General features: G+C 52.2%; 12 protein-coding genes. 1 reads left to right on the forward strand and 11 read right to left on the reverse strand.

Features of this window, described 5'->3' with window-relative positions; translation table 11 throughout:
• Nucleotides 1-98: 98 nt before the first annotated feature.
• The 10 genes from KB213_RS11240 to KB213_RS11285 form a co-directional block, all read right to left on the reverse strand.
• The gene (locus KB213_RS11240; protein ID WP_249110535.1) at nucleotides 99-1,565 is read right to left on the reverse strand and encodes a sensor histidine kinase; all 1,467 of its coding nucleotides are present in this window, start codon (nucleotides 1,563-1,565) and stop codon (nucleotides 99-101) included.
• Complete coding sequence (locus tag KB213_RS11245) at nucleotides 1,537-2,217, reverse strand: winged helix-turn-helix domain-containing protein (protein ID WP_211683185.1); 681 nt, start codon at nucleotides 2,215-2,217, stop codon at nucleotides 1,537-1,539. Before KB213_RS11245 ends, KB213_RS11240 begins: the two co-directional genes overlap by 29 nt.
• Before the next feature lie 57 nt (nucleotides 2,218-2,274).
• Complete coding sequence (locus tag KB213_RS11250; RefSeq protein ID WP_211683210.1) at nucleotides 2,275-3,528, reverse strand: S1C family serine protease; 1,254 nt, start codon at nucleotides 3,526-3,528, stop codon at nucleotides 2,275-2,277.
• 148 nt (nucleotides 3,529-3,676) lie between these two features.
• Nucleotides 3,677-5,485 (reverse strand): Hint domain-containing protein, encoded by a 1,809-nt coding sequence (locus tag KB213_RS11255; protein WP_211683186.1) that lies wholly within the window; start codon nucleotides 5,483-5,485, stop codon nucleotides 3,677-3,679.
• A 256-nt stretch (nucleotides 5,486-5,741) separates the two neighbouring features.
• The gene (gene hrpB / locus KB213_RS11260) at nucleotides 5,742-8,210 is read right to left on the reverse strand and encodes an ATP-dependent helicase HrpB (protein WP_211683188.1); all 2,469 of its coding nucleotides are present in this window, start codon (nucleotides 8,208-8,210) and stop codon (nucleotides 5,742-5,744) included.
• A gap of 130 nt (nucleotides 8,211-8,340) precedes the next feature.
• The gene (locus tag KB213_RS11265; RefSeq protein WP_249110537.1) at nucleotides 8,341-9,144 is read right to left on the reverse strand and encodes a nitroreductase family protein; all 804 of its coding nucleotides are present in this window, start codon (nucleotides 9,142-9,144) and stop codon (nucleotides 8,341-8,343) included.
• Between the two features lie 38 nt (nucleotides 9,145-9,182).
• The gene (locus KB213_RS11270; protein ID WP_068171124.1) at nucleotides 9,183-9,722 is read right to left on the reverse strand and encodes an adenine phosphoribosyltransferase; all 540 of its coding nucleotides are present in this window, start codon (nucleotides 9,720-9,722) and stop codon (nucleotides 9,183-9,185) included.
• Nucleotides 9,723-9,869: 147 nt separating this feature from the next.
• On the reverse strand, nucleotides 9,870-10,250 hold the full coding sequence (locus tag KB213_RS11275; protein WP_346266712.1) for a response regulator: 381 nt from the start codon (nucleotides 10,248-10,250) through the stop codon (nucleotides 9,870-9,872).
• Complete coding sequence (locus KB213_RS11280) at nucleotides 10,247-11,500, reverse strand: multidrug effflux MFS transporter (protein ID WP_249110538.1); 1,254 nt, start codon at nucleotides 11,498-11,500, stop codon at nucleotides 10,247-10,249. The genes KB213_RS11275 and KB213_RS11280 overlap by 4 nt, the downstream gene beginning before the upstream one ends.
• 74 nt (nucleotides 11,501-11,574) lie before the next feature.
• The gene (locus KB213_RS11285) at nucleotides 11,575-12,255 is read right to left on the reverse strand and encodes a TVP38/TMEM64 family protein (RefSeq protein WP_346266713.1); all 681 of its coding nucleotides are present in this window, start codon (nucleotides 12,253-12,255) and stop codon (nucleotides 11,575-11,577) included.
• Nucleotides 12,256-12,465: 210 nt separating this feature from the next.
• Here KB213_RS11285 and KB213_RS11290 point away from each other — a divergent pair, with 210 nt between their 5' ends.
• Nucleotides 12,466-12,759, forward strand: coding sequence for a putative quinol monooxygenase (locus KB213_RS11290; RefSeq protein WP_211683196.1), 294 nt, complete (start codon nucleotides 12,466-12,468; stop codon nucleotides 12,757-12,759).
• Nucleotides 12,760-12,779: 20 nt separating this feature from the next.
• Here the strand turns inward: KB213_RS11290 and KB213_RS11295 are convergent, their stop codons facing one another.
• Complete coding sequence (locus KB213_RS11295) at nucleotides 12,780-13,358, reverse strand: NUDIX domain-containing protein (protein WP_211683198.1); 579 nt, start codon at nucleotides 13,356-13,358, stop codon at nucleotides 12,780-12,782.
• Nucleotides 13,359-13,762 lie beyond the last annotated feature (404 nt).

Genomic DNA, 13,762 nt, shown 5'->3' on the forward strand with positions numbered 1-13,762 from the left:
TGACACGGACATCAAACAGCGCTTGCAATACTGGACAGTAGGCCAGAAGCCTACATTCACCTGCCTCACCGTAAGATGAGCGCAGCATGAAACTTCCGTCATACAATTGGCCCATCCCATACCGGCTCAGCCCCATCACCTAAAGATGGAATGTATAACGTCACACCTAAACCGGGTTTCCGATCCTGCAGAACCATACGCCCATTATGCAAAGCAACCACCGCCTGAACGAGCGATAGCCCTAAGCCTGAACCCGGTGTATTACGTGCCGCCTCTGCCCTAAAAAACCGCTCTGATGCCCGCGCCATATCATCCGGGCTCATCCCCGGGCCAGCATCCATCACCGCAATAAAAACATCATGCCCCACCATCCCTGCATGCACCACGACCTCAGTACCGATCGGTGCAAACTTGATGGCATTATCGAGTAAATTCGCAACAGCCTGCTGCAATAAATGCCTATCCCCATGAACAGGGCGCACAGCATCTACCCGCAGGGTCAACTGTAACGATGCCTCTTCCGCACTGGCTTCATACAATTCAGCCAACCCCTCTAACAAAGGCGGTACAGCCAACTCTGTAAATGCTGCACGGCGCGTCCCGGCCTCTAATTGCGCAATACGCAGTAAGGCCTCAAAAATAGACGTCACATGATCCAGATCGACCACAGCCCGATCTACCGCAGAACGCAAAGAATCCTCTGACGTCGCGGTCAAACTTGCTTCTTCCAAACGCGCCCGTGCCCGCGTGATAGGCGTCCGTAAATCATGTGCAATCGCATTCGAAACCTGCCGCACACCACCCATCAAACGGTCAATACGTTCCAACATTTCATTGACTGTTTGGCTAATCGAATCTGTTTCATTTCCCGTCAAAGGCATACGACGGCTTAAATCCCCCCGCGCAACTGCTGCCGTCGTCCGCGCGATAGATCCGACAACCTGCCGAAAAATACCCCGCATCACCAACGCACCACCAGCCGCCAAAAGAGACACCATGATCCACGCCCAAATAAGCGTGTCCATCAGCACGTGCCGTATCAGCTCCCGCCCGCGAATATCCCGGCCTACAATCAACCCACATCCACCGGGCAAAATATACGCATGCATTTTTGCCCGTGTTCGAAAACTGTCACGCTGTATCGTCAGTTCATAAAAATGCTCAGTGCCAGAAACCGCCGCTGGCCAGCCAGGTAAATTTCCCGCATACCGCCGCCCTGTCGGGCCAACCAGTAAATACAGAGCATCATCTTCAACATTATGATCCAGTCGATCCTGAATCGCCGTCACAAGACGAGCCGTCCCGCCACGTTGCACACGCTGCTCTAAATCATGTGCATCAACTTGCACCGCCGCTTCCACACGCCGCTCTATCTGCCCTGTAGTATTCCACCAAATAAACGACAGAAACAAACCAGCCGACAGAACAAAGACCGACCCATAAGCCAACGCAAAATTTAACCCCGCAGACCGCACGGGCCAACGGGGCTTAACATACCTCAACAAAAGCTGAATCACACGCATCCCGCCTAAGCCATCAATCCGCGCGCAAGATATAACCCGCATTACGGATTGTATGAATCAAAGCATGAGAAAACGGCTTATCCACTTTCTGCCGCAACCGTGAAACATGCACGTCAATAACATTGGTCTGCGGGTCAAAATGATAATCCCAAACCCGCTCAAGCAGCATGGTCCGTGTCACAACCTGACCGGCATGCCGCACCAAAAACTCCAACAAACGGAATTCACGCGGCTGAAGGTCAATCTTCTCTCCCCCGCGCTTGACCGTGCGTGCCAGCAAATCCATTTCCAAATCAGCAACAGTCAAACGCGTCTGCGGCACAACTTCAGAGCGACCGCGCCGCCCTAACGCCTCAACACGCGCCATCAACTCAGAAAATGCAAAAGGCTTCGTGACATAATCATCGCCACCCGCCTTTAACCCCGCGACACGATCATCCACATCGGCCAACGCAGACAACAACAGAACAGGCGTCGCATTATTTTGTGCTCGCAATGTTTCTAGAATCCGAACACCATCTATGCCGCCCGGCAACATACGGTCCAAAATCAGTACATCGTAGCTTTCACTGACAGCCAAGAATAAACCATCTTTGCCATTATCCGCCTCATCAACGACATGCCCGGCCTCACGTAGCCCTTTCAGCACAAAGGCGCGGACCGTAACATCGTCCTCGACCAGAAGGATACGCATAGCTCTTTCACTTCCCTAACAACTGGAAATATCACCATAAGGCCTTAACACAGCAGATCAATCATCCGCCTCAGTCGGCCGAGCACCAATATGCACAACAAGATTTAAATCACCATGCCCACGCCGTACAACAAACGTAAGGTCGGTTCCAGGGCGAGCTGCCGCAATGCTACGGAGCAACATCCGCGCGCTGCTCACAGCAGTACCATCAACCTGCCGCACAATGTCCCCCCCCTGAAGACCACTTTTCTGGGCCGGCCCCCCCACATCTACACTCGCAATACCCACATTCGTATCGCTGTCATTCAGCGTAATTCCTAGCCACCCATGCTCTGCATGACCAGTACGTTCAATTTCTGATACAATCGGCGCAACGATTTCAGAGGGTATGCCAAAACCGATCCCCACAGATCCACCTGCAGGGGTAACAATTGCAGCATTAATGGCTACAACCTGCCCACGCATATTAAAGGCTGGCCCGCCCGAGTTACCCGGATTAATCGGCGCATCCAATTGGATAAAATCATCCAGAGACCCAATTCCCAGATCTCGCCCTACAGCAGAAACAATACCTGCCGTTACAGATGACCCAAACCCAAAAGGGTTACCTGCAACCAGTATCCAATCTCCAATATCCGTCTGTCGCGAATCCCCCCACGTGACATAAGGCAGAGGTTCAGGACTATCCACCTTAATCACCGCAATATCGGTCAACGGATCAGCCCCCAACAAATGAGCGGGAAGCTCCAACCCATTTGATAACGACACCACAACACGGCCATTATCACCAACAACATGGCGGTTCGTCACAATAATCCCCGTAGGGTCAACAATGAACCCCGACCCGGCCCCCACCATTTCTTCAGAAGCACGCTTCATTTTATCATGATACCGCTTTTCCAGCGGTGTCCCTCGGATTTGCGGAGGCGTATGATCGTGCCCATCTGAGGATGATTGGGTTGTTGCAATATTCACAACCGCCGGAATCACTTGGCGAACCAATGGCGCAAATGTCAGCGGACCATATTTAACCAGCAAAGGCGGAAGAGCAGACGCCGCATCCGGTGCCGCTGGCTGAATCGGAATCCCCTGAGCGTCTGTGCTTTCCCCAGCCACAGGCTGCTCACCAACAGAAGAAGGAAGCGCCGGTGTGGTTGATGGTGCAGAAGACGCCATGTCTTTTTTTGATACAGACACAGAAGACTGAGAATGACTCCCAAGTCGTGCGTGATCAAATGCAAGTACCGCTGCCAAAGTGACAACGGTAGCAGTTGCTCCCCCAATAAAGGCGGAAAGAAAAGCGCGGTTCACAGACATTCAAGCAACGTGTTGTTCATCTGCTGACCGTAACACACAGTTTTCAAGATTCACAAAACTCGTTTCTTCGCTCTTCTCGAAAAAACAAAAGATGCTCCCTGAGGGCACGAAAAAAAACGCCCTCAGTTCACAAAATAACGCTTTACAGCCCAACAACCTGCTGATCACGCGTCACCTCTTCTACGAGGTAAGGGCCAGAAGCGGCAATTTTCACTTCTAACGCCCAGATACCATCTTGCATCTTAGATGGCAGATCAATGCGTGCAGCACCGGAAGTCCACCGCACCTCTGAATGCTCACACGCATGCCAACCCGGACACTCAACATCCGTACGATACGCTGACAAATCGCTCTTCCCCTCCAGCCCGTGCAGCATAATTCCCGCCACCGCGACCCCCAAAGAACGACGATCATCACAGAACGGGCCTACATAATCACAAGGCCGAGACGTACGAGAAAGCAACTCCACAAAAGATACACCGGAAGGCAAACGGAAAAACACACTATCCTCAACACAGCGCAGCACTTCAAATGTCTGACCTGTGTTTGTACGCAGCATCAATTCCGCATCCTGCGTCACCGGGACTGCAGGAACCCGCGCAAAACCCAACGCATCCGCTCGTTGCTCTAAAGCGCGGAATAATGGCTCAACCCGTTCCATATCACTAGCCAACGGAGCCGCAGCATCCTGCTCCCAGCTTTTTACTGGACTGCCGCCAATACTCACCACATGACCACATTGCGTAAAACTATTCCGGTTCCCTGTATTCAAATAGCTTTCTGTCAAAGCACCATTCGCACGGATAATCGCATGATTTTCCGTTTCAATATGATAATATTGATAAGAAACAACTGAACGATCATAGGAAATAGTTCGACCATTCACCAACATACGCACAGGAACAAATACGCCATCCAGCAACATGCAATGCTCAGACGTCACCAACAGATCATCCGATGGAACACCCGGAGCAATACCATCCTTCACAATACGTACAGGATATCCCGCTTCATCATCAGGCAGGCCAGCATCAATACGTGCTTGACGCTGCCCCACCCATTGAACCACCCGCCCCTCAGCACGGCCCTCTAGGTCATACGCCGTTACAAGGTCACCAATCGAAATATCCTCAACTGCCTTTAATCCATCCATTGTCTCAATAGATGCTCCAGCCAAGAAGCACGTGCGAATATACGTATTGCCGTCAGCGTAGAAAATTTTCAGCGGATTATTAGCACTTTTTGACGTATCATAGCGCCCCGACGCAAGGGTTACCCCCTTCGCTAACTGCGCAACATAAAGCCCTAAAACCTTACCGCCACCATACAACGTAACGCGCACTGTTGAATTTTTAAAATTCTCAATCGTATAGGATGTGATCGGCTTAACGGTATTCTGCAATTCAATAATAGAGTTGCTCGGATTGTAATTAAGAATAGCCGTACGGTGCAAATCAATTAGATCTTGCCCGCCATTAATAACAAGGGTTCCGCCGCCGTTACCAAATTGAACAGCCGTATTACTACAAGCTGAAAAAAGTCCATAACCCGTTCGAAACGAACCACCATCACTCAAATTAACCGTCAGGCGCGAAATAAAATCAAAAAATCCACTATATGTTACATTACCGCCAACAACATTAATTACAGTGGAAGAGCCAATATCTCCCCCTAAATTAATATGAGTATTCCCGCCAATGAAGAAGGTCTCCCCACCAGCGAGCAAGTTGATGGCTCCCGTAGAGCCTGGGAGACTGACGTAAACGCTACCCGGCCCACCGATATCATTTATATCATTATTGTCTGAGACAACGCCGTCTGGCACGTCATTATAAAGTACCTTTCCGTTAGCGTTTATAACCTGAACGGTAAAGCTATCCTCACACCAATCATCATTTTCAATAACATTATAAACAGAACCAGAATTAGTGAAAAATGATCCAGAATACATCGTTAAATCCTATGAAAATTTTGTGCATATACCGTTTAAACAATAAATTAAGACCAAATTGATCTATTAATCATAAATTCAAAGCATATAAATACACACAAACAACCAATCAACACATTACCAACACACCATTTTTCAAAATGTGTCAATAATTTTAATAAAATAAAAAACTCGTTACAGGAACTATTTCAAAGATAGTAATTTTAACTTATTTATCTAAATAATAACGATTTTTAATTTTATTTTAACGTCTTTGTCATTTTAAAGAAACATTACTCGGATTCTCAGGCCACTCATGTTTCGGATAACGGCCCCGCATATCCCGGCGCATATCCGCCCAAGCTCCTGCCCAAAAACCTGACAAATCACTCGTAATGGCCTGAGGCCGCCCTGCTGGCGACAACAAGGCGCACTGCAACTTCACACGCCCATCCATTAATAACGGCAGCGCATTGGTTCCGTAAAAAGCTTGGGCACGTGCAGACACCGTTGGAACAGGCGCTGTGTAATCAATCTCATACGTCGTTTTCTTTAACGCCAACCGTGCGGGCAAAACACGATCCAACCACTGCATAACATCATAGGGAAGCAACGCACGCACAACAGACAAAATATCAATTTCTTTTACCTGCGTCAGCCGATCCATTCCCGCCAAATAAGGCTCCAACCACCCCAAATCCGCGCATAAAGCCGCATCAGACACGTCCGGCACATGCTCAGCTCCATGCGCACGCGCCCAAGAAACACGCGCCTGAAATTGCCGTACAGCATCATTCCACTGTAGACACCGCATCGGATCAGCCGCCACCTGTTGCAAAAGCATAGCCTGCGCTTCATCCGGCGTAATCTCTGTATTACGGTCACGCAAAACGAGCGCACCAAGACGCAAACGCCGCCGTGCAATAATCCGACCAGACGCTCCATCAACGCTCGTCTCAACCTGCTCCACAGCACGGTCTAACAGAGATTTTGGCAAATCCTGTCCATTCAATGGAGCCGCCAAAGTAATTTCTGTGGCCGTGCGTGTATGAAAAGAGGCCGCAGCCAACAATTTTTCACGCGCCAGATCATCTGACACGGACAAACGGGCGCTACCACCACCCGCCAAACGAAAACGCCCTAAGGCTCCAGCCGCCTGCGCCACACGATCCGGAAAACCCGCAGCAATCAAGGCTCCTGCACAAGCGCTATCTGGCGATAAACGTTCATCCCGCTCCCCCATGCGGCGCAGAAAACGTCGCGCGGACAGCCTAATCATACGTACACCAAAACCGCCCGCTTTCTCGCCCATAGCTGGATCTAAAAGCGCCAAGCGTGCCCGAATATCCACACCCACATGCCGCTCTCCCGGCACTGGCGTAGCATTTGGCCGGGCCCGTAACGGGTCACGCTCTTCCAACAGCGCTGCCAAATAGGCAGCTGTGACGCGTTCCGCACGATTCCGCGCAGCACATAACATCGCAGCCAAACGCGGATGCGTCCCCAAAGAGGCCATACGCTGCCCTAAAGCTGTAATCTTTCCAGCATCATCCACAGCCCCAAGATCACGCAATAATGCTGCACCTGCGGCGAGTACCCCCACAGGCGGAGCATCCAGCAATGGCAAAGCCTCAACAGGCGTGCCCATCGCCTCGTGCCACGCCGCCGCAACCAAAGCGAAATCTGTCAAATCTGCGACCAAAATTTCGGGCATATCCTGCGGCCGCAACCCCCGCTGCGTAGCCTCAGACCATAACCGCACCGCCACACCCGGCGCTTGCCTTCCCGCACGCCCTGCACGTTGCGTCGCCGTAGCGCGTGAAATACGCAGCGTCTCCAAACGAGACAGGCCCGTATTTGGATCTAATCGTGGCGCACGCCGCACCCCACCATCAATAACAATCCGTACACCCGCAACCGTTACTGACGTTTCTGCAATCGAGGTCGCCAACACAACACGCCGCACAGAAGAAGCCGCCAGAGCCAAATCCTGCTCGGCCGTGTCCTGTTCTCCATGCAATGGGAAAACCGGAAGCCCCTCTAACAAACACTGCGTACGGCGAATTTCTCCTACACCCGGTAGGAAGACCAAAATATCACCGTCCTCTTCTGCCCAAACTTGCCGGACAGCCTGCGCACAAGCCGCAGGTAAATCACGCGGATGCAGCACATCGCGCGTATAGCGCACATCAATGGGATATTGCCGCCCTTCACTCTCAATCAACTCGGCCTGCAACAAATCCGTAAATGCACGCCCATCCGGGGTGGCCGACATCGCTACAAGCCGTAATTCCGGCCGCAATGTCCTTTGTATATCCAAACAACAGGCAAGAGCCGCATCCAAGTCCAAAGACCGCTCATGCACTTCGTCAAATAAAACAACCCCGACCCCTTCCAGTAAAGGGTCTGCCAACAAACGCCGGAGCAAAAGACCTTCCGTCACCACCTCGATACGCGTTACCGCTGAAACAGCTGAATCTGTCCGCGTCCGAAAGCCAACCGTCTCTCCGGCCTTTTCTCCTAGAGAAGACGCCATACGATAGGCCGCATTACGCACTGCCACACGTCGCGGCTCAACCAGCAGGATCTTCTGTTCTCCCAACCAATCAGCATCACGCAAGACCAAAGGCGCTACTGTCGTTTTACCAGCACCGGGCGGCGCGACCAAAACAACATTCTGCCCCCGTGCCAAAACAGCCTTAAACGGAGAGAGAACGTCAACAATAGGAAGATCGGGGAATACCAACGCCTATGACCCAATACTGCACAGAATAAATAATTTTCGCAGAAACATAAAAAGCCCATGCATTAAGCGCAAACGTAAAGCGCTACATACACAGGCTCACATAGCCCACCATCACTATGCCGGTGCCGCTTTATTTCAGAGGAAAACCCAAACGATTCAACACAGAGCGAATCACATGCCGCCCCCCCAAACCGCGTAACGTCTCCATACGCTCAGAAACCGTTACGGACCAACGCCGGGACGGTAAACCTTGCTCCCGCTGATAGGCATCAGCCCGCTTATCATAATCGGCAATTGCGTCTGCATCTGCCGTATTATAACGCTCACGATGCAACACAGCATCCTGCCCCAAACGTGGTTTAAAACCGTTCTGATGCCCGGGATCCGGTTGTCCAACACAGAGCCCAACCACAGCCACACAGCGCGGCGGCAAGCCTAATAACGCCGCCACCTCTTCAGGATGGTTCCGCAAACCGCCAATATACACCGTCCCTAAGCCCATGGACTCAAACGCAACCACCGCATTTTGTGCGGCAATGCCCGCGTCCAACGTTGCCATCAAGAAGGTTTCTTCAAAATCCAACGCTTCAGCCGAAAGGCCACTCTGCTGCGCAATCCGCTCCAAACGCGATAAATCGACCACCCACGCCAGAAAAACAGGCGCCACAGCAATATGCTTCTGCCCGCCCGATAACTCAGCCAAACGTGCGCGTGTCTGCGCATCTTCCACCACAACCACAGACCATGTCTGTAAATTGCTTGATGTCGCGGCAGACGATGCTGCCGCAATACCCACTTCCAACGCCCCTTCAGGCAAAGGCAGCGGCAGATAATGACGCACCGAATGATGCGTCATCAAAGTGCGTAGAACTGGATTATCCGGCAAGGTCACCGCAGGTTCTTGCCGATAGCGTGTCTGCCAAAGTGTTTTCATGTCAGCCACCACCCTACGCACTCCAGAGTATTACTGTATCAATCGTCGTAAGAAATGAGCGAATTTACCGGCACATCCAGCTTATCACGGCCTTTCAGCGCGGTCAGTTCAATCATCACACTCGCACCGACAACTTCAGCGCCCGCTTTGCGCAGCAATTCAACAGATGCCGCCAGCGTACCACCCGTTGCCAACAAATCATCGAGCACAACAACGCGTTGACCCGGTACAATCGCGTCCTTCTGAATATGGAGTTCGTCCTCACCATATTCGAGACCATATTTCAAAGAAATCGTCTCACCCGGCAGCTTGCCCGGCTTACGCAGCATGGTGAAACCCGTGCCCAAACGCTGTGCAATTGGTGCTGCTGTCAAGAAACCACGGCTTTCAATACCTGCCAACAAATCAGGCTTCCACGTCCCAATCAAACGCGCCAAACGGCCCGTCGCCACTTGCCACGCTTCTGCCGAGCGGATCAGCGTTGAGATGTCATAAAACAGGATACCCGGTTTCGGGAAATCAGGGATTTCACGGATATATTTTTTAAGATCCAGCGGTGCAGGCTCTTGGAATGACATGGACGGACCTTTCTATCATCGGCCGCAGACCGCCCAGACATCGCCAGAGCGATACCTTAAGCGACCGCCCACGGGCCTCGTTTTGGAAAATCGGCTTATTGCTCTAGGGGACCCGCCTGCTTAACTCAAGTAAGAACTCACGTTCTTCTATGAAATCGCCGCCTGAGCAGACGTCACAGCCTCCAAAAGCGCTGCTTTCCGAAAAGGTTTCGGCAATTGCACAACACCATCACTCAATACGGCCGAAACATCGTAATCGCCCGAAATCACCACAACCGCGAGAGAAGGATACGCCACCCGTAATGTCCGTGCGAGGTCTTCACCGGTCTCTTCACCATCAAGATTACGGTCGGTAATCATCAGAGACACCACTTCTCCCTCAGCCGCACGCTCAGCAAATCCAGCCCGCGCCGCCTCAGCAGAAGATACGTGCCACACAATCCACCCCTCACGCTTCAAAATCGTCGTGACAACCAAAGCGATAGATGGATCATCTTCCACCAAACACACAGACAACACAGTACTCACGATACTTGCCCCTTTTGCGCTCTATGACCCCACAGAGCCAAAATAGCGGCGACAGCATACGCACCCAATAAAAAGAGCGCGAGAGACACACCAACCCAATGCGCACATAAACCAAAGAGCGCAGAGGCCGATGCCCCACAAATATATTGTATCGTTCCCGCCAACGCTGCCGCTGACCCCGCTTGCCCTTCTTGCGCCGAAAGTGCTGTTGCCATCGCGTTCGGCCCCGCAATCCCCACTGGCGCCAGACTAAAAAACAAAGCAGCAATCATCGGCACCAACAACACCGCAGGATACGCCCCCGCCACAGCACCATGCTCCGCCGCAAGTCCAATTGCCAAGGACGCACCACACCCGATTAAAGCGCAGATCAACGCCCCCATCATCAAACGTGCACCACGCACACGCCCCACCAGCGCACCATTTACCGCAGAAGCCCCGATAGACCCCACCGCAAACAACCCAAACAACATGCCATAATGCGCCGGATTCATCCCAAAGCGCCCTTCAAACAATTCTGGCGCGGCGCTCAAATATGTGAAGGTTACAATACCCAAACAGCCCCAAATCAACGCATGACTCGTAAAGCTCGGGGAGCGCAAAATCGCTCCATAACGACGCACCAACAAATCGGGCCGCAAATCACCTCGCAATGACGGAGAGAGGGTCTCAGGAAAGCACACCGCCACCAAAACCGTACACACAGCACCGAAAACTACAGTGGCCCAGAAAATCATGCGCCAATCAACATAATGCAGAGCAAGACCGCCTAGCATCGGTGCAAGAATAGGCACCGCTCCCTGAATAACAGTGAGACGTGACATTAACCGGGATGATGCATCCCCAACCGTCAAATCACGAATACACGCATTCGGCACCACCAACCCCGCCGATGCCATAATCGCCGCAAACACACGCCAGACGCACATCACAGTCATATCGGTAGAGAGCGCACAGCCAATCTCACCAATCGTGTAACCAGCCATACCCACGAGCAGAGGTAATTTTCGTCCGAACCGATCCGATAGCGGCCCCATACTAATCTGACCAATCGCCAACCCCAGCACCCACGCCGCCATCGTCAAGCTGCCAGACCCTGGCGCACCATGCAGCTCATGCTCCATCTGTGGCATTGCAGGCAAATATACATCGGTAGAAACAGGCCCAACCGCCGTCAAAGCACCCAACAATAACGGAAGCCACGCCGGAATAGCATCGCCCCGCTCAAGCCTTTTGACACGGCCAGCCATAGCATTCTCCTTCATATTCAAAATCTTCAGGGTAAACGCCCCATCGCAGCGCCACGTTGCGCCACACGCCTCTCTTACAAGGCTGCACCATCATCGCGTGCGCCATAACGCAGCAACACCACACCCAAAACCCCAGACAACACAAATAACGCACCTGCCAGCAGCAACTGCGCCCAGTGCCCCAACTGCGTACCACCACCCACCAAGGCAAACACAACGGTCTGCGGCAATCCACCCAGCCCCGTTGCCAGAGCAAAAGGCACAACAGGCACTTCAAACAAACCAGACGCCAAAGACACCAACACAGCTGAACCCACCGGCATCAACCGCAACATCAATACCGCGCCAAAAGGCTGACGGTTCAAAATACGCACCACCGTTTTATAGCGCTGATCCAGCCGCACCCGTAATCCATGACGCGCTTTCGTTGGGGCCAGTAAACGCGCCCATCCATAAGCTAACAGCGCACCACACACATAAGCCAAAGATGCCAGCCCAACCCCATCCCACACACCAAAGGCCAAACCGGCCGCCATGCACAAAGCCTGCCGTGGCAAACCCAACGCGCTATAAGGTACGGCTAAGAGCAAAAACCACCCCATCGCATAAGGTGTTTCCCGCCAATGCGGGGCACTGGCCAATAACCGATGCACAAACGGCAGTCTTTGCAACAGAGCAACACACAGCAAGATCGCCGCAATACTCAACACCAAACGCAGTACAAACCGCCACGATAATGCCCCGTTAGACGACACGTCTATGGCCTGTTGCGGCGAAGATCTCTCGGAGGGCGGCGGTAAAATTGTCATCCTTGCCCCATACCAGCCCTCTCCAAGATGACCAACCCTTCGCCCTGTGACATCTCCAAGATCACGTCACCGAGACCAGTCTTGAAAGCACTTGATCTCTACAAATATTGAGCGCTGTAAAAGTAAGAAATCCCTTCCTAAAAGGTTCACCCCCTCATGACCAAATCTCTCTACGCCACCATGACAGCCCTCCCCGGCCACCGGGATACACTTCAAGCCCTACTCACAGACCTTGCTACCCATGTACGTGGCGAGCCTGGCTGTGAGCGCTTTGTGGTCTATACACTCACGGAAAACCCAGATCTCTTCCATGTCGAAGAAACCTATAAAGACGATGCTGCTTTTGCCGCCCATATGGCAACTGAGCATGGAAAAACCTTCAACAATGCCATTAAAGACATCGTCGAAGGTGGCGGCTCAACCGTCGTATTCCTCAACCATATTGCTTAAAAAATCTTCTATAACGCGGGTTACAACAACCCGCGTGCCTTGATCATAGCGTAAGCCGCCACGCTCACCATGCACTTGACCTCGCCGCGCGCAATCATCGCCTCAAACTCTGCCAAAGGCATGTCATGCGCCGTAATATCTTGCTCCGTCTCTTCCAGATCCGTTTCTCCTCGCGTTAGATCGCGCGCAAGATAAACCTGCCCTTTCTGATTCGAATATCCGGCCCCTTGATACATCGTGCCCGCATGAATCATTTCACCCGCACGCAAACCGGTCTCTTCGCGCAATTCGCCTAAAGCCAACTCGCCGGGATCAACGTTCTCTTTTGTTTCCCAGCACCCCATAGGCAATTCCCACATCCGCTCTCCCACGGGATAACGAAATTGCTGAATGAGAGTCACGCGCCCATCCTTATGCAACGGCAGAATCACTACAAATTCAGAGCGGTCTACCACCCCATATAAACCCTGCTTACCATTCGGGTGGATAATCACATCCTCCTGCACAGCCGTCCAAGGGTTACTATACGCAACACGGCTCGACACTATTTGAAACCCTGCTGCACGTCGTCCTTCTGCAATCGTCTTATCCGCGGCCATGGTATATTTTCCTTACTGTCACAGAGTGACTCAGCATGCGCTCCTTATCTGACAACGTCCATTCACGATCGTGCTTATAATTTTTTACAGATTCAGCCCCACTGGAAACAGCCGCCCCCTTCCTGATAACCTCGCCGCTGTGTACGCCTCGACGGTATCCACCTTGGGGTGACATCGCTCAACGACCCGAGTATTCGTCTGGAGGCCACAGAGGCGATCCGCCAGCCTGATTGATCGTGTCATTGTCACATGGGATACGGATACAGGCACACATAACGTTGAGCGTTATTGCCAGTTGCCCCGACGCGTGCATCCGCATGGGATCGGAGTGATCCGTGCGGTTGAAGGCGGTAAAGAGATTTTATTGAGAGATGGTTGCGGGGGTAGGATTTGAACCTACGGCC

This window comes from Neokomagataea anthophila, from assembly GCF_018122595.1.
Taxonomy (GTDB): Bacteria; Pseudomonadota; Alphaproteobacteria; order Acetobacterales; family Acetobacteraceae; genus Gluconobacter; species Gluconobacter anthophilus.